Source organism: Streptomyces sp. NPDC037273 (genome assembly GCF_055603625.1).
In genome coordinates this window covers 238902-254524 of the sequence record NZ_JBVJVO010000007.1, presented here as the reverse complement: position 1 = coordinate 254524, position 15623 = coordinate 238902, and the positions used below count along the sequence as shown (strand labels likewise).

The 15623-nt window shown below is 71.4% G+C and carries 14 protein-coding genes; 8 read left to right on the top strand and 6 right to left on the bottom strand.

Translation table 11 applies throughout. The features are described from left to right. Positions 1 to 119: 119 nt before the first annotated feature. The 4 genes from ACZ7G1_RS20820 (at position 120) to ACZ7G1_RS20805 (ending at position 3345) form a co-directional block, all read left to right on the top strand. Complete coding sequence (locus ACZ7G1_RS20820; protein ID WP_470872927.1) at positions 120 to 1004, top strand: pyridoxamine 5'-phosphate oxidase family protein; 885 nt, start codon at positions 120 to 122, stop codon at positions 1002 to 1004. Between the two features lie 13 nt (positions 1005 to 1017). Further along, on the top strand, positions 1018 to 1557 hold the full coding sequence (locus tag ACZ7G1_RS20815; RefSeq protein WP_470872928.1) for an HPP family protein: 540 nt from the start codon (positions 1018 to 1020) through the stop codon (positions 1555 to 1557). 9 nt (positions 1558 to 1566) lie between these two features. Next, positions 1567 to 2034 (top strand): NUDIX hydrolase, encoded by a 468-nt coding sequence (locus ACZ7G1_RS20810; RefSeq protein ID WP_470872929.1) that lies wholly within the window; start codon positions 1567 to 1569, stop codon positions 2032 to 2034. Between the two features lie 99 nt (positions 2035 to 2133). Continuing rightward, the gene (locus ACZ7G1_RS20805; RefSeq protein ID WP_470872930.1) at positions 2134 to 3345 is read left to right on the top strand and encodes a serine hydrolase domain-containing protein; all 1212 of its coding nucleotides are present in this window, start codon (positions 2134 to 2136) and stop codon (positions 3343 to 3345) included. Between the two features lie 3 nt (positions 3346 to 3348). On the opposite strand, the gene ACZ7G1_RS20800 is transcribed toward ACZ7G1_RS20805, so the two are convergent. Continuing rightward, positions 3349 to 4353, bottom strand: coding sequence for a hypothetical protein (locus ACZ7G1_RS20800; protein WP_470872932.1), 1005 nt, complete (start codon positions 4351 to 4353; stop codon positions 3349 to 3351). A gap of 147 nt (positions 4354 to 4500) precedes the next feature. Next, positions 4501 to 7050 carry an aminopeptidase N gene (gene pepN / locus ACZ7G1_RS20795; RefSeq protein WP_470872933.1) on the bottom strand — a complete coding sequence of 850 codons (2550 nt, stop codon included), beginning with the start codon at positions 7048 to 7050 and terminating at the stop codon, positions 4501 to 4503. A 181-nt stretch (positions 7051 to 7231) separates the two neighbouring features. On the opposite strand from pepN, the gene ACZ7G1_RS20790 reads away from it, so the two are divergent. Further along, positions 7232 to 7867 (top strand): mycothiol-dependent nitroreductase Rv2466c family protein, encoded by a 636-nt coding sequence (locus ACZ7G1_RS20790; RefSeq protein ID WP_470872934.1) that lies wholly within the window; start codon positions 7232 to 7234, stop codon positions 7865 to 7867. A 119-nt stretch (positions 7868 to 7986) separates the two neighbouring features. Here ACZ7G1_RS20790 and ACZ7G1_RS20785 read toward each other — a convergent pair whose 3' ends face one another. From ACZ7G1_RS20785 to ACZ7G1_RS20775, 3 genes are all read right to left on the bottom strand, one after another. After that, a complete protein-coding gene (locus ACZ7G1_RS20785) occupies positions 7987 to 8631 on the bottom strand; it encodes a superoxide dismutase (protein WP_470872935.1) in 645 nt (214 codons plus the stop codon). 148 nt (positions 8632 to 8779) lie between these two features. After that, positions 8780 to 10189, bottom strand: coding sequence for an amino acid permease (locus ACZ7G1_RS20780; protein WP_470872936.1), 1410 nt, complete (start codon positions 10187 to 10189; stop codon positions 8780 to 8782). A 127-nt stretch (positions 10190 to 10316) separates the two neighbouring features. Continuing rightward, positions 10317 to 11687, bottom strand: coding sequence for an amino acid permease (locus ACZ7G1_RS20775; RefSeq protein WP_470872937.1), 1371 nt, complete (start codon positions 11685 to 11687; stop codon positions 10317 to 10319). Positions 11688 to 11942: 255 nt separating this feature from the next. Here ACZ7G1_RS20775 and ACZ7G1_RS20770 point away from each other — a divergent pair, with 255 nt between their 5' ends. After that, positions 11943 to 12536 carry a biotin transporter BioY gene (locus ACZ7G1_RS20770; protein ID WP_470872939.1) on the top strand — a complete coding sequence of 198 codons (594 nt, stop codon included), beginning with the start codon at positions 11943 to 11945 and terminating at the stop codon, positions 12534 to 12536. 78 nt (positions 12537 to 12614) lie between these two features. Here ACZ7G1_RS20770 and ACZ7G1_RS20765 read toward each other — a convergent pair whose 3' ends face one another. Next, complete coding sequence (locus ACZ7G1_RS20765; RefSeq protein WP_470872941.1) at positions 12615 to 14072, bottom strand: amino acid permease; 1458 nt, start codon at positions 14070 to 14072, stop codon at positions 12615 to 12617. Between the two features lie 196 nt (positions 14073 to 14268). On the opposite strand from ACZ7G1_RS20765, the gene ACZ7G1_RS20760 reads away from it, so the two are divergent. Both ACZ7G1_RS20760 and ACZ7G1_RS20755 read left to right on the top strand, forming a co-directional pair. Then, positions 14269 to 14763, top strand: a complete 495-nt coding sequence (locus tag ACZ7G1_RS20760; protein ID WP_470872943.1) for a ribose-5-phosphate isomerase — start codon at positions 14269 to 14271, stop codon at positions 14761 to 14763. Continuing rightward, positions 14763 to 15572 carry an Fpg/Nei family DNA glycosylase gene (locus ACZ7G1_RS20755; RefSeq protein WP_470872945.1) on the top strand — a complete coding sequence of 270 codons (810 nt, stop codon included), beginning with the start codon at positions 14763 to 14765 and terminating at the stop codon, positions 15570 to 15572. Before ACZ7G1_RS20760 ends, ACZ7G1_RS20755 begins: the two co-directional genes overlap by 1 nt. Positions 15573 to 15623 lie beyond the last annotated feature (51 nt).

Genomic DNA, 15623 nt, shown 5'->3' with positions numbered 1-15623 from the left:
GTCGCGCAGGTGTGGGCAATCGTTCCGCAGGGCGGAACGGGTGGGCACACCCCCGAACGCGCCCCCGCGCCAGGGCCTTGACCCGCACCTCCCCCGAGCCGCACCCACCGGAGACCCCGATGACCACCGCCTACCACCCCGGCTCCCTGGCCGTTCAGGCCCGCGAAGGCGTCCGCGACCTCGCGGACCACGTGGGCCGCTCCATCACCCCCGGCATCCGCCCCATCGCCGCGGCCTTCCTGGAAGCCCAGCCCATGCTGGTGATCGCCGCCGCCGACCCCGAGGGCCACGTCTGGGCCGGCCTCCTCACCGGCACGCCCGGCTTCACCCGGGCCACCGGCCCCCACACGGTCTCCGTCGCGGGCGGCATCCCCGCCCACGACCCCCTGGCGGGTGCCGTCACCGCCGACGGCACCCCCGTGGGGACGATCGCCCTCGACCCCCGCACCCGCCGCCGGATGCGCCTCAACGGCCTCGCGCGGCCCAGCGCGCGCGGCCTCACGATCGAGGCCCAGCAGGTGTTCTCGAACTGCCCGAAGTACCTCCAGAAAAGGGAGTTGTACGGCTCCGATCCCGCGGGTCGCGAGCCCGGAGCCGTACACCGCGGAGAGGCGCTCACCCCGGACCAGGTGCGCTTCGTCCGTACCGCCGACACCTTCTTCATCGCCACCACCGCGCCCGACGGGGTCGACGCGAGCCACCGCGGCGGCAGGCCCGGGTTCGTCAGGGTCGACGAGTCCGGGGAGCTCAGCTGGCGCGACTACGCGGGCAACTCGATGTTCCTGACCCTGGGCAACCTGGAGTCCGACGGCCGCGCCGGCCTGCTCTTCCTCGACTGGGAGACCGGCACGACCCTCCAGCTCAGCGGCCACGCCCACACCGACTACACCCCCGAAGGCCGGGTCACCCGCTTCCGCCCCACCCACACCCTCGAAACCCCCTCCGCCACGTCCCTCCGCTGGTCCGCCCCCGAGTACTCCCCGGCCCACCCACCCACTCCCTGAGCGAGGACCTCCCGTGACCACCGCGCCCGCCCTCGAAGCCTCGGCCCCCGAAGCCCCCGCCGCCGAAGCCCCCGCCCGCCCCCGGCCCCCCGCCCGCCCCCGCCCCGCCGTCCTCCTCGCCTCCACCGCCGCGAGCGTCACCGCCCTCCTCCTCCTGGTCGCCCTCGGGACCGTGCTGCGCGAGCCGCTGCTGATCCCGCCGCTCGCGGCGAGCATGGCGCTGGTGGCGGGCGCGCCCGGTCTGCCGCTGAGCCAGCCGCGTTCGGTGGTGGGCGGCCAACTCCTCTCCGCGCTCACCGGGTTCGCGGTGCTCGCGGTGGCCGGCCCGGGACTGTGGGGCGCGGCGGTCGCGGGCGGCCTGGCGCTCGGAGTGATGACGGCGGCGCGGACCCCGCACTCGCCCGCCGCGGCGACGGCCGTCATCGTGGCGCTCCAGGCCCCGCCGTTCTGGACGTTTCTCGGCCTTCTCGCGCTCGCCTCGCTGCTCCTGGTCGCGGTCGGCGTGGGAGCGGGCCGTGCCACGGGGCGGACGTATCCCACGTACTGGATCTAACCTCTTTCCATGCGGCAAGAGTTGAGGGTGGCGGCCTACGCCGTGTGTGTCCGGGGTGACGAGATCCTCCTGGCCCGCTGGGTCGCGAAGGACGGCACGAAGAAGTGGACGCTGCCCGGCGGCGGGATGGACCACGGCGAGGAGCCGGTGCAGGCGGTCGTCCGCGAGGTGGAGGAGGAGACCGGCTATCTCACCGAACCCACCGTCCTCCTCGGCATCGACTCCATCCGCCGCGGCTGGATCAACCGCTTCGCGGGCCCCGGCGACTTCCAGGGGCTGCGGATCATCTACGAAGCGCGGGTCACCGGCGGCTCCCTGCGCAACGAGACCGGCGGTTCGACGGACCTCGCCGCCTGGCATCCGCTCGACACCGTGACCGCCCTGCCCCGCGTCGAACTCGTCGACATCGGCCTCGACCTGTGGCGCGAACGGCCCCCCGTGGGCCGCTCCCGGCTCGCCGACCCGGCAAACGGCTGAAAACCGCTCAACCATCACCATCCCGCTCAACCGTCCCGGCAGCCCCGTGGTCCTTCCCGGCGACCGCAGTACCCGCACGGAAGTCCCAGGGGAGCCCGCATGTCAGCCGTACGCACCGCCCGCACCGTCGTCGCCGCCGCCCTGGTGGCCGGCCTCGCCGCCACCGCCCTCGCCGCGCCCGCCCTCGCGGCGCCGGTCCCCACGGAGGGCGCGCACGGCCACGCGGCCACCCAGCGGGCGCTCCAGGCGGCCGTCGACGCCGGTGTGCCCGGTGTCGTCGCCCAGACCCGCGACGGCCGCGACCAGTGGACCGGCACCGCCGGCGAGCGGAAGGGCAACGACCGCTACCGGGTCGGCTCCATCACCAAGACCTTCACCGCCACCGTCCTCCTCCAGCTCCAGGCCGAGGGCCGCCTCGACCTCGACGACCCGGTCGAGAAGTGGCTGCCCGGCGTCGTCCGCGGCAACGGCCACGACGGCCGGAAGATCACCGTCCGCCAGCTGCTCAACCACACCAGCGGCATCTACAGCTACACCGAGGACCCCGGCTTCCAGCAGACCGTCTTCGGCGCCGGCTTCCTGGAGCACCGCTACGACACCTGGCCCGCCGAGCGGCTCGTCGCCCTCGCGATGACCCACCCCGCGGAGTTCGAGCCCGGCACCGCCTGGAGCTACTCCAACACCAACTACATCCTCGCCGGCATGATCATCGAGAAGGTCACCGGCCGCTCGTACGGCCGGGCGGTCGAGAACCGGATCATCAAGCCGCTCAAGCTGCGCGCCACCAGCGTCCCCGGCACCCGGGTCGCCATGCCGAAGCCCAGCTCCCCGGCCTACTCCAAGCTCTCCCGCGACCCGAACGCGACCGTCCACGAGGTCGGCCGGCTCAACCCGAGCATCGCGGGCGCCGCCGGCGAGGTGATCTCCGACTCCCGTGACCTGCAGACCTTCTACCGCGCCCTGCTCAAGGGGAAGCTGCTCCCGAAGGCCGAGCTCAAGGAGATGACCACCACGGTCCAGCTCGCGCCCGACCTGCCCCAGTACGGCTACGGGCTCGGCCTCATGAAGCAGAAGCTCAGCTGCGGCAAGGAGATCTGGGGGCACGGCGGCGGCATCCACGGCTCCAGCTCGGAGGCCCAGGCCACCCGCGACGGCGAGCACTCCCTCGCCATGAACTTCAACGCCGACTGGACCGGCGACAGCCTGCGCGTCCTCGAAGCCGAGTTCTGCGGCACCACCCCGACCGGCACCACCCCGAAGGCCGCCGCCCCGACCAGCGCCGCTCCGAAGGCCGCCGCCCCCCGGCGGTAGCCGTCACCGCGGCAGGACGACGACGTACGCGGCGGGCTGCCGGTCCGGCGCGGCCATCAGGGCCGTGCGGACCACGGTGGCCTGCTGGTCCAGCGCCTCGCGGAGCTTGCGCGGGGTGAGGTGGACGACCGTGATGCCGAGCCGCTCCAGGTGCTCCCGCTTGCGGGTGTACTCGGACCAGAGCGCGTCGTCGTCCTGCCGGGGCGCCCGGGTGTCCAGTTCGACGGCGACCGCCTGGTCGGGCCAGTAGGCGTCGACGCCGCCCAGGTGGGGGCCGCCCGGCAGCCGCAGGTCCACGTTCCACAGCGGGTCCGGCAGGCCGAACTCCCGCACCATCTCGTACAGCCGCTCCTCGGACAGCGACCTGCCCTCGGCGAGCAGCGCGTCCACGGCGTCCACCACGTGCGGCCGGGTGAGCAGCCGGGCCCGGTTCAACTCCCTTACCACCGCGCCCGGTTCGCAGTGGCCGCCGCGGACGGCCTCGGTGAGCAGCCGGCGTACGGTCTCCGCGTCCGTGAGGCCGGACACCGCGTCGGCGACGGCGCGGGCGACCGGCGCGACGGGGACGCCGGTGAGCTCGACCGGCTCCGGCGCCTCCGGCGCGCGCGCGACCCGCACCCAGCCGGTCGACCGCAGCCGCCGGGTGCGCGGGACGAGGACGTCGATGCGGTCCAGGGCGGTCAGCGGGGGAGCGGACGAGAAGCGGTGCAGGGCGAGGGCGGCGAGCCCGGTGATCATCGGGTCGGGCCCCTGCCGGGGTACGGCCCCGGTCCTGCGGGCGTAGAGGAGCGCGGCCTTCAGGCGGTCCTCGCTGGTCGGCTGTCCCGGGTGGAGGAGGAACACGCCGGGCAGCAGCTGCTGCCAGCCGCCCGGCCCGCACTGCGCGACGACCTCGGCGGCGGACATTCCCTGGGTCCTCAACTGGTCGGCGGTCGCGAGGCGTTGGGGCCGGCCGGTGCGGGAGGAGAGGGGGAGGGGGCGGGGGGTGATGGGGGTGTTGTGGTTCATGCCGGGGGTCTTCCGCTCCCGAAGGCCGCCCTAACCCCTGTTACACGCCCGTCGACATTTAGGGACAACCTCGCCCTAAAGTACGCGCGTTCGACAGCCGAAGGGGGCGGCGTCCCTTCACGGGAGCCGCCCCCACCGCGTCACCGCCTAGACCGCCGCGCGCCCATCGCACTCCTGCGCCCGCAGGGCGCGCGCCAGGTCGTCGCGGGCCTCCAGGACGAGGCGGCGCAGGGCCGGGGCGGCCGCCGCGTGCTCCGAGAGCCAGGCGTCCGTCGAGGCCAGCGTCGACTCGTCGTCCTGGAGCCCCGGGAACAGGCCGCGGACGACGTCCATGCCGATCTGGATCGACCGGTCGGCCCACAGCCGCTCGATCGCGGCGAAGTACTTCTCCGCGTAGGGCGCGATCAGTTCGCGCTGCGAGGGCTGGACGAAGCCGTTGATGGTCGCCTCGACCAGCGCGTTCGACAGCGTGTCCGACTCGACGACCTGGGCCCAGGCCTGCGCCTTGACCTCGGGCGCGGGCCGCGAGGCGAGCAGGCGGACCTGGTGGCGCTTGCCGGTCGCCGTGTCGTCGCGGGCCAGCTCGGCGTCGATCCGGGCCTCGTCCGCGAGGCCGTGCACGACGAGCGGGGTGAGCAGCGCCCAGCGCAGCTCCTGGTCGACGTCGAGGCCGTCGATCTTCGCCGTGCCGTCGAGCAGCCCGGTGAGGAGCTGGTAGTCGGCGTCGGAGGAGGCCGTCGCCGCGAAGAACCGCGCCCAGGTCAGCTGGTGCTCGCTGCCCGGCTCGGCGAGCCGGAGCTCGCGCAGGCCGCCCTCGGCGAGCAGCCGCCCGCCCTCCTCGCGCCACGCCGGGGTCGCGTAGTGGGTGACGGCCGACCGCGTCCAGGCGTGCACCATCTGGAGGACGCCGATGTCGGTCTCGCTGCCGGTGAAGGCGAGCGCCACGGAGACGAAGTCCCGGGCGGGCATCAGGCCGTCGCGGGTCAGGTTCCACAGCGCGGACCAGCACAGGGCGCGCGCCAGCGGGTCGGTGACGGCGCCGAGGTGCGCGCGCACGGTGGCGAGCGAGGCCTCGTCGAAGCGGATCTTGCAGTAGGTCAGGTCGTCGTCGTTGACGAGCACCAGGTCGGGCTTCTCCTCGCCCGCGAGCTCGGTGACGACGGTCCGGGCGCCGGTGATGTCGGCCTCGGCCCGCGCGTACCGGGTGAGGGCCCCGTCGGTGAGCCGGTAGAGGCCGACGGCCGCGCGGTGCGGGCGCGGCTCGCCGCCCTCCTGGACGACGGCGAGCTCGGTGATCCGGCCCTCCGCGTCGCAGGTGACGGCGGGCGTCAGGGTGTTCACGCCGGAGGTCTGGAGCCAGGACTTCGCCCAGGCCTTCATGTCGCGGCCGGAGGTCTCCTCCAGGATGGCGAGGAGGTCGGCGAGCCGGGTGTTCCCGTAGGCGTGGCGCTTGAAGTAGCGGCGCGCGCCCTCCAGGAACGCGTCCCGGCCCGCGTACGCGACGAGCTGCTTGAGGACCGAGGCGCCCTTGGCGTAGGTGATGCCGTCGAAGTTGAGCTTGGCGTCCTCCAGGTCACGGATGTCGGCCGTGATCGGGTGGGTGGACGGCAGCTGGTCGGCGCGGTACGCCCAGGACTTGCGGTTGTTGGCGAAGGTCACCCAGCTGTTGGTGAAGCGGGTGGCCTCGGCGTTCACGAAGGAGCCCATGAAGTCCGCGAAGGACTCCTTCAGCCACAGGTCGTCCCACCACACCATGGTGACCAGGTCGCCGAACCACATGTGCGCCATCTCGTGGAGGATGACGTTCGACCGGGCCTCGTACTGGGCCTGGGTGACCTTGCCCCGGTAGATGTACTCCTCGCGGAAGGTCACCATGCCCGGGTTCTCCATCGCGCCGAGGTTGTACTCGGGGACGAAGGCCTGGTCGTACTTCCCGAAGGGGTACGGGTAGTCGAAGTTGTCGTGGAAGAAGTCGAAGCCCTGCTTGGTGATCAGGAAGACGTCGTCCGCGTCGAAGTACTTCGCGAGAGACTTGCGGCACATCGCGCCGAGCGGGATCTCGAGGTCGCCGCGCGAGTAGCTGTCCGTCACGTAGTGGTACGGGCCCGCCACGACGCAGGTGATGTACGTGGAGATGGGCTCCGTCTCGGCGAACCGCCACACGCCGTCGGCGTCCTGCTCGCCGGCGCCGTTCGACCAGACCGTCCAGCCCTCGGGCGCGGTCACCGCGAAGCGGTACGGGGCCTTGAGGTCGGGCTGCTCGAAGTTGGCGTACACCCGGCGGGCGTCGGAGGGCTCGTACTGCGTGTAGAGGTAGACCTCGCCGTCCTCCGGGTCGACGAAGCGGTGCATGCCCTCGCCGGTCCGGCTGTAGGCGCACTGCGCGTCCACGACCAGCACGTTCTCGTCGGCGAGACCGTCGATCGCGATCCGCGAGCCGTCGAAGACGACCGCCGGGTCGAGCGCGCGGCCGTTCAGGGTGACCGCGTTCACGGCGGGCGCGATCAGGTCGACGAAGGTGGAGTCGCCCGTGCCGGTACGGCGGAAACGGATCGTCGTCTCCGAACGGAAGGTCCGGACCGCCTCGGCGGAGTCGCCGACCGCCGAGCGGAGGTCGAGGACGACCTCGTACCCGTCGACGGACAGCAGCTCGGCCCGCCCCTGGGCCTCGTCGCGGGACAGATTCTCACCGGGCACGGTCACTCCTTCGTGGCGCGTCTGAAACAGCCGCAATCCTCCCATGTGCTGCTGTCACCGGGGACACGGCACGGGAATCACGGCACCCGGGAACGCCGGGCCGGGGAATGCCGCCGCGCGGCGGCGGTGTTGCCTCCTTTCGGCGCACCGCCTACTTCCCACGGCCGTACCGAGGAGTGACATGTCCGAGAGCAGGACCACCGCCGACTTCTACTTCGACCCGCTGTGCCCGTGGGCCTGGATGACCTCGCGCTGGATGCTGGAGGTCGAGCAGGTCCGGCCGGTCGACGTGCGCTGGAAGGTCATGAGCCTGGCCGTGCTCAACGAGGACCGGCTCGACGAGGTCCCGGCCGAGTACCGCGAGATGCTGGAGACCCAGGCCTGGGGCCCGGTCCGGGTCGTCATAGCCGCCCAGCAGCTGCACGGCGACGAGGTCGTCGGCAAGCTCTACACCGCCCTCGGCACCCGCTTCCACAACAACGGCGAGGGCCCGACCCGCGAGGCGATCACCGGCGCCCTCGTCGACGCCGGCCTCCCCGAGGACCTGGTCGAGTACGCCGACAAGGACACCTACGACACCGAGCTCCGCGCCTCCCACCAGGAGGGCATCGGCAAGGTCGGCCAGGACGTCGGCACCCCCGTCATCGCCGTACCGGGCCCGACGGGCGACGAGGTCGCCTTCTTCGGCCCCGTCGTCACCCCGACCCCGCGCGGCGACGCGGCGGCCCGCCTCTGGGATGGCACCCTCCTCGTGGCGTCGACCCCGGGCTTCTACGAGATCAAGCGCACCCGCACGGCGGGCCCCAGCTTCGAGTAGAAGTCCCCTGGTACGGAAGAACCCCCGCGATTCCTTTCATCGCGGGGGTTCTTCTTTCATCCGCCTGCCCGGTGAAGGTTGAGAAGACGATCACGAGCAGGAGTCGGGGCCGTCGGCCGTCAGAAGGAGATCAGCGGCACCGAGGCCTTGGCGGCGAGGTAGCGCCGGCTCACGTCCTGCCAGTTGACGACCTGCCACATGGCCTCGATGAAGTCGACCTTCTGGTTCTTGTACTGCAGGTAGAAGGCGTGCTCCCAGGCGTCGAAGACCAGGACGGGGACCGAGCCCACGCCGACGTTGCCCTGGTGGTCGTAGACCTGCTCGACGACGAGCCGGCCGCTGACCGGCTCGTAGGCGAGGACGCCCCAGCCGGAGCCCTGGGTGGTAGCGGAGGCCTTGGTCAGCTGGGCCTTGAACTTCGCGAAGGAGCCGAAGGACTCGGTGATCGCGTCCGCGAGGTCACCGACGCCGTCGGCGGCCAGCGGCTCGCCGCCGCCGCCGTTCTTCGGGCTGTCCATGTTGTTCCAGTAGATGGAGTGCAGGATGTGGCCGGAGAGGTGGAACGCCAGGTTCTTCTCCAGGCCGTTGATCGCGCCCCACTGGTCCTTGTCGCGCGCCTCTTCCAGCTGCTCCAGGGTGTCGTTCGCGCCCTTCACGTAAGCGGCGTGGTGCTTGTCGTGGTGCAGCTCGATGATCTGCGGATTGATCACCGGCTCCAGCGCCGCGTAGTCGTACGGCAGCTCCGGGAGCGTGTAGATCGCCATGTGACCGAGCCCTCCGATGGCTTATTGCAATCAATGTGCAAGTGCAGGCTAGCAGTAGTTGATCTCTATGGGCGTGAAGGGGGCATGAAGAGACCCCCGGACCGTGGGACGGTCCGGGGGTCTCGTACGAAGGGTGCGGAGGGAGGCGTCAGGACGCCCGCACCGCCGCCTTCTGCCGTACGAAGCCGACGGCGGCGAGCAGCAGCGTCAGGCCGCCCGTCCAGTACAGCTGCACGCGGGTGCCCTCCTCGCGGGCCATCAGGACGAAGATCGCGGCCATGCCGGCCAGCGCCACCCAGGTCAGGACCGGGAAGGCCCACATGCGCACGACCAGCTTCTCGGGCGCCTCGCGCTCGGTGCGGCGGCGCAGCACGAGCTGCGAGGCGGCGATGAAGAACCAGACGACCAGGATGATCGCGCCGATCGTGTTGAGCAGCCAGACGAAGATGTCGTCCGGACGCCAGTAGCTCAGCAGCACGCAGCCGAAGCCGAAGACCGAGGAGACGAGTACGGCCGCGCGGGGGACACCGCCGGAGAGCCGGCCGAGCGCCTTCGGGCCCTGGCCGCGGGCGACCAGCGAGCCGGCCATGCGCGAGGCGCCGTAGATGTTGGCGTTCATCGCGGAGAGCAGCGCGGCGAGGACGACCACGTTCATGATCTGGCCGGCCGCCGGGATGCCCAGGTGGTCCAGGGTCGCGACGTACGGGCCCTTCTCGACGACCGCCTTGTCGTCCCACGGGACGAGGGTCACGATGACCGCCATCGAGCCGATGTAGAAGAGCGCGATCCGCCACATCGCCGTACGGACGGCCTTGGCGACGCCCTGCACCGGGTGTTCGGACTCGGCGGCGGCGATGGTGACCGTCTCCAGGCCGCCGTAGGCGAAGACCGAGGCCAGCAGGCCCACGATCAGGCCCTCGGAGCCGTGCGGGAAGAAGCCGCCGTCGCCGGTGAGGTTCGCGGTGCCGGGAGCGTCCGTGCCGGGCAGGACGCCGGCGATGGCGAGGACGCCGATGCCGAGGAAGAGGACGATCGCGCCGACCTTCAGGGCCGCGAACCAGAACTCGAACTCGCCGAAGTTCTTCACCGCCGCCAGGTTGGTGACGGTGAAGACCACCATGAAGAGCGCGACCCAGGCCCACTCGGGGCTGCCGGGGAACCAGCCGGTCATGATCTTCGCGGCGCCGATGCCCTCCAGGCCGACGGCGACGCAGAGCAGGAACCAGAAGGCCCAGCCCGAGGTGAAGCCCGCCCAGGAGCCGAAGGCCCGCTCGGCGTGCACGGAGAAGGAGCCGGAGGCCGGGTTCGCGGCCGACATCTCGCCGAGCATCCGCATCACGAGCATCACGAGGACGCCGGAGATCGCGTAGGCGATCACGATCGACGGTCCCGCGGCGGCGATACCGGCGCCGGAGCCCACGAAGAGTCCGGCGCCGATGACGCCACCGAGGGCGATCATCGACAGATGGCGCTGCTTGAGGCCGTGGGAGAGGCCCTCGGCGGGTGCGGTCGCGCCGTCCTTGCGGTCGGCCGGCGCGGGCGCGGTGGTCCGGGACATGGGCGAGCCCTGTTCAGTAGCTGAGACGGGAGGAGCCCACAGTCTGGGCACGCGCACCGTTCAGAGGGAACACATGTCCGCTATACGGTCACGATCTTCACACAAAGTGAAGAATCGTGACCGCTCGTCATGCCCGCCCGGCGCGCAGCTCCCGCGCCCCCGCGACGAGCAGCACCACGCCCGTCGCCCCCGCCGACCACAGCACCTGCGGCCGCGCCCCCTCGTCCAGCAGCATCAGGACCAGTACGGCCGCCATCGCGGCCAGCGCCACCCACGTCAGCCACGGGAAGCCCCACATCCGCAGCGTCAGCGTCTCCGGCGCCTCCCGCTCGATCCGGCGCCGCAGCCGCAGCTCCGAGACCGCGATCAGCGCCCAGACGAAGAGCAGCACCGCGCCCACCGCGTTGAGCATGTAGAGGAAGACGGAATCCGGCCACTTCAGATTGAGCAGGACGGAGACGAAGCCGAAGGCCACCGAGGCGAGCACCGCCCGGCGCGGCACCCCACCGCCGGAGATCTTCAGGAGCTCCTTCGGCGCCTCCCCGCGCTCGGCGAGCGAGAACACCATCCGGGACGAGCCGTACAGGTTCGCGTTCAACGCCGAGAGCAGCGCAACGAACACCACCACGTTCATGATCTGGCCCGCCCCCGGCACCCCGATCGCGTCCAGGACCGCCACGTACGGCGACTCCCCGGGCTTCATCGACGTCCACGGCAGCAGCGTCACGATGACCAGCATCGAACCCACGTAGAAGAGCAGGATCCGCCAGACGGCGCTGCGCACCGCCCGCGCCACGTTCCGCGCCGGGTCGTCCGACTCGGCCGCCGCGATCGTCACGACCTCGAGACCGCCGAAGGCGAAGACGACCGCGAGCACCCCCGAGACCACCCCGGACCAGCCGTTCGGCAGGAAGCCGCCCTGCCCGGTCAGATTCGCCATCCCGACCGGGTCCGTGTCGGGCAGCCAGCCCACGATCGCCAGCACGCCCAGGACCAGGAAGAGGACGATCGCCCCGACCTTCAGGGCCGCGAACCAGAACTCGAACTCGCCGAAGTTCTTCACCGCCGCCAGGTTGGCCACGGTGAACACCACCATGAAGACCAGCACCCAGCCCCACTGCGGGACCCCCGGCGCCCAGCCGTGCGCGATCCGCGCCGCGCCCGTCGCCTCCACGGCGAGCACCACCACCAGCAGGAACCAGTACAGCCAGCCCACCGAGAAGCCGGCCCACCGCCCCAGCGCCCGCTCGGCGTGCACCGAGAACGCCCCCGAGGCCGGCATCGCCGCCGACATCTCGCCCAGCATCCGCATGACCAGCATCGCCAGCGCGCCGGCGATCAGATACGAGACCACGATGCCGGGTCCGGCGACCGCGATGCCCGCGCCCGAGCCGACGAAGAGACCGGCGCCGATCACCCCGCCGAGCCCCAGCATCGTCAGGTGACGTTGCTTCAGGCCGTGGGAGAGGGGCTCGGGTTCGGACAGGGAGTCGTGCATGTGGGGGGCTCGTGCTCTCTGGTGGTTTATGGAGACTCCACAGTCTCTCCAGTGAAGGTCCTCTGGCGCAAAAGGGACCTCTCTGGATGAGTGCCCAGTGACAAGCGTCACGTGGCGGGAGGCGTGATCGACGGGGTTTGTTCGATCTCCACGAAGGCCGCGACCGCCGCTTTGTCGGCGGCTGACGGTGATCGAGCGTTCACTCCTGGCATAGCGTCAACCTGTCCCTCCCACCCTCACCCCCGCGGAGTACCGATGAGCACCGCCGCCGCCCCCGCCCGCACCCTCCGTGCGGGCTCCGTCCTCGCCGACCTCATCCCCGCGAGCCGCGCCCGCGACATCGCCCTGGTCGTCGGCGGTGCCGCCCTGACCGGTCTCGCCGCGCAGATCTCCGTCCCGGTCCCCGGCTCCCCGGTCCCCGTCTCCGGCCAGACCTTCGCCGCCCTGCTCGTCGGCACCGCGCTCGGCGCCCGCCGCGGCTTCCTCGCCCTCGCGCTGTACGCCGTCGCCGGCATGGCGGGCGTCCCGTGGTTCGCGCAGGCCACCTCGGGCTACGGCATGCCGTCCTTCGGCTACATCCTCGGCATGCTCCTCGCCTCCACCGTCGTGGGCGCCCTCGCCCGCCGCGGCGCCGACCGCTCGGTGCTCCGCACCGCCGGCGCCATGGTCCTCGGCTCCGCGATCATCTACGCCGTCGGCGTGCCCTACCTGGCCCTCGCCACCGGCATGACCCTCGGCCAGGCCGTCGCCGCCGGCCTCACCCCCTTCCTCATCGGCGACGCCCTCAAGGCCGCCCTCGCCATGGGCGCCCTCCCGGCCGCCTGGAAGCTCGTCGGCCGCAAGGGCTGAGCCCGTACGCGCACGAAGAAGGGCCCGCCGCTCCCAGGGGAACGGCGGGCCCTTCTCGTACGCGTCCGGGCTACCGGGTCACACGCGCTCCGGCTCGGTCTCCGGCACCGCGGCGAGCTTGCCGAACTTCTGCCGGACCACCGCGACGGCGATCACCAGCGCGGCCACCAGGAGCGAGAGGACGACCTGCTCGCGGGCGCTGCCGCCGTCGTACAGCATGTAGCCGAGGACGAAGACGATCATGCCGATGGTCGCCCAGGTCAGGTACGGGAAGAGCCACATCCGCACGACCAGCTTCTCCGGCGACTCGCGCAGGATGATCCCGCGCATCTTCAGTTGGGTCACGCAGATGACCAGCCAGACGAAGAGCGCGACCGCGCCGGAGGAGTTCAGCAGGAAGGCGAAGACGGTGTCCGGCCACTTGTAGTTGAAGAAGACCGCGACGAAGCCGAAGACGACCGAGCCGAGGATCGCCGCCACCGGCACGCCCCGCTTGTTGACCTTGGCGAAGGCCTTGGGCGCGTCACCGCGCTGCCCGAGCGAGAAGGCCATGCGGGAGGCCGTGTAGAGGCCCGAGTTCAGGCAGGACAGGACGGCGGTCAGGACGATCACGTTCATGATCTGGCCGGCGTTCGCGATGCCGATGGAGTCGAGGGCGGCGACGTACGAGCCCTTCTCGACGATCGACTTGTCGTTCCACGGCAGCAGGGTCAGCACGATGAAGATCGAGCCCAGGTAGAAGACGCCGATCCGCCAGATCACGCTGTTGGTGGCCTTGGTGACCGCCTTCTGCGGGTCCTCGGACTCGCCGGCGGCCAGGGTGACGATCTCGCTGCCCATGAAGGAGAAGACGACCATCAGGACACCGGTGAGGACGGCTCCCGCGCCCATCGGGAAGAAGCCGCCGCTGTCGGTGAGGTGCGCGAATCCGGCGCCCGGGTTGTCCGAGCCCGGCAGCACGCCGAAGACCGCGAGCATGCCGATGACCACGAAGGCGCCGATGGCGACGACCTTGATCCCGGCGAACCAGAACTCGAACTCGCCGTAGGAGGCGACCGAGCCGAGGTTGGTGGCGGTCAGCACCACCATGACGATGAGCGCCCAGCCCCACTGCGGCACGGCGGGGACCCAGCTCTCCAGGATCTTGGCACCCGCGGTGGCCTCGACGGCGAGGACGACGACCCAGAAGAACCAGTACAGCCAGCCGATGCTGAAGCCGGCCCAGCGGCCGAGCGCGCGGTCCGCGTAGGCCGAGAAGGAGCCGGAGGACGGCCGGGCGGCGGCCATCTCGCCGAGCATCCGCATCACGAAGACGACCATGGCGCCGACGAGTGCGTAGGAGAGCAGGATCGCGGGGCCGGCCGCGGCGATGCCGGAGCCGGAGCCGACGAAGAGTCCGGCGCCGATGACGCCGCCGATGGCGATCATCGAGAGGTGACGGTTCTTGAGTCCGGCCTTGAGGCCGTCGGAGGAGGGCGTGGTCCCGGTGGTGCCGGTCTCCTGGCCGTCCTTCGTCAGGGTCGGTTGCGTGTTCATCAACGCTTCCTCGTGTGTGGGGGGCGCTCGGGTCGCGAGCCCGAGCATTGAACCCCGTGAGCAGGGATGATCGGAAGACCTCATTCCGGATCGTTGTACGGGCGACCTCGCGAGAGTCGAAGGTCCGTACCAGGTCGGGTGAAGGTCCCGACCCCGCTGCCTGCTACCCGGGCCCTGACATGCCACACTCGGCATCATGCGCGTCTATATCGGTTCCGACCACGCCGGCTTTGAACTAAAGAACCACCTCGTCGAGTGGCTCAAGGCCCACGGCCACGAGCCCGTCGACTGCGGCCCCCACATCTACGACGCCCTCGACGACTACCCGCCGTTCTGCCTGCGCGCCGCCGAGAAGACGGCCGCGGACCCGGACAGCCTGGGCGTCGTCATCGGCGGCTCCGGCAACGGCGAGCAGATCGCCGCGAACAAGGTGAAGGGGGTCCGCGCCGCCCTCGCCTGGAGCGAGCAGACCGCCGCCCTCGGCCGCGAGCACAACAACGCCAACGTGATCTCCGTCGGCGGCCGGATGCACACCCAGGAAGAGGCGACCAAGTTCGTCGAGATCTTCCTGAACACCCCGTACTCCGGTGACGAGCGTCACACCCGCCGCATCGACATGCTCTCGAAGTACGAGACCACCGGCGAGCTCCCGCCGATCCCCGCGCACCACCCGCAGGAGCCGACCGCCTGATGCCCGAAGGGCACACCATCCACCGGCTGGCCGCCGACCACCGCGAGCGGTTCGGCGGCCGGCCCGTGCGCGTCTCCAGCCCCCAGGGCAAGTTCGCCGACTCGGCGGCCCTGCTCGACGGCGCCACCCTGGAGACCGCCGAAGCCCACGGCAAACACCTCTTCCTGGGCTTCCCCGGCGAGGAATGGATCCACATCCACCTCGGCCTCTTCGGCAAGGTGAACTTCGGCGACACCCCCGCCCCGCCGCCCACGGACACCGTCCGCCTCCGCCTCGCCAACCCCGAGGGCTACGTCGACCTCCGCGGCCCCACCACCTGCGCGCTCGTCACCGACGCCGAGAAGCAGGCGATACACGACCGCCTCGGCCCCGACCCGCTCAGGAACGAGGACGACCCGGACCGCGCCTGGCGCCGGATCTCGAAGTCCCGCACCACCATCGCCGCCCTCCTCATGGACCAGAAGGTCATCGCGGGCGTCGGCAACGTCTACCGCGCCGAAGTCCTCTTCCGGCACGGCATCGACCCCTACCGTGCCGGCAAGGACCTCACCGCCCGGGAGTGGACCGCGATCTGGGACGACCTCGCCGCCCTCATGCGCGAAGGCGTCCGCCTCAACCGCATCGACACCGTCCGCCCCGAGCACACCCCCGAGGCCATGGGCCGCCCGCCCCGCGTCGACGACCACGGCGGCGAGGTCTACGTCTACCGCCGCGCGAACATGGCCTGCCACATCTGCGCCACCGGCATCCGCACCGCCGACCTCGCCGCCCGCAACCTCTTCTGGTGCCCCACCTGCCAGTCCCGCTAGCCCCGGCCGGGGGGTGTCTTGCCGATCAGGCCGGGCTCGCGACGCCTGGCA

What these genes read in the sequence shown, in the direction of transcription:
- ACZ7G1_RS20785 (WP_470872935.1), bottom strand. Translation starts at nt 8,631, where the DNA reads ATGGCGATCTACACGCTCCCGGAGCTGCCGTACGACTACGCGGCGCTG.
- ACZ7G1_RS20780 (WP_470872936.1), bottom strand. Translation starts at nt 10,189, where the DNA reads ATGTCCCGGACCACCGCGCCCGCGCCGGCCGACCGCAAGGACGGCGCG.
- ACZ7G1_RS20820 (WP_470872927.1), top strand. Translation starts at nt 120, where the DNA reads ATGACCACCGCCTACCACCCCGGCTCCCTGGCCGTTCAGGCCCGCGAA.
- ACZ7G1_RS20755 (WP_470872945.1), top strand. Translation starts at nt 14,763, where the DNA reads ATGCCCGAAGGGCACACCATCCACCGGCTGGCCGCCGACCACCGCGAG.
- ACZ7G1_RS20770 (WP_470872939.1), top strand. Translation starts at nt 11,943, where the DNA reads ATGAGCACCGCCGCCGCCCCCGCCCGCACCCTCCGTGCGGGCTCCGTC.
- ACZ7G1_RS20760 (WP_470872943.1), top strand. Translation starts at nt 14,269, where the DNA reads ATGCGCGTCTATATCGGTTCCGACCACGCCGGCTTTGAACTAAAGAAC.
- ACZ7G1_RS20790 (WP_470872934.1), top strand. Translation starts at nt 7,232, where the DNA reads ATGTCCGAGAGCAGGACCACCGCCGACTTCTACTTCGACCCGCTGTGC.
- ACZ7G1_RS20805 (WP_470872930.1), top strand. Translation starts at nt 2,134, where the DNA reads ATGTCAGCCGTACGCACCGCCCGCACCGTCGTCGCCGCCGCCCTGGTG.
- ACZ7G1_RS20765 (WP_470872941.1), bottom strand. Translation starts at nt 14,072, where the DNA reads ATGAACACGCAACCGACCCTGACGAAGGACGGCCAGGAGACCGGCACC.
- ACZ7G1_RS20810 (WP_470872929.1), top strand. Translation starts at nt 1,567, where the DNA reads ATGCGGCAAGAGTTGAGGGTGGCGGCCTACGCCGTGTGTGTCCGGGGT.
- ACZ7G1_RS20775 (WP_470872937.1), bottom strand. Translation starts at nt 11,687, where the DNA reads ATGCACGACTCCCTGTCCGAACCCGAGCCCCTCTCCCACGGCCTGAAG.
- ACZ7G1_RS20800 (WP_470872932.1), bottom strand. Translation starts at nt 4,353, where the DNA reads ATGAACCACAACACCCCCATCACCCCCCGCCCCCTCCCCCTCTCCTCC.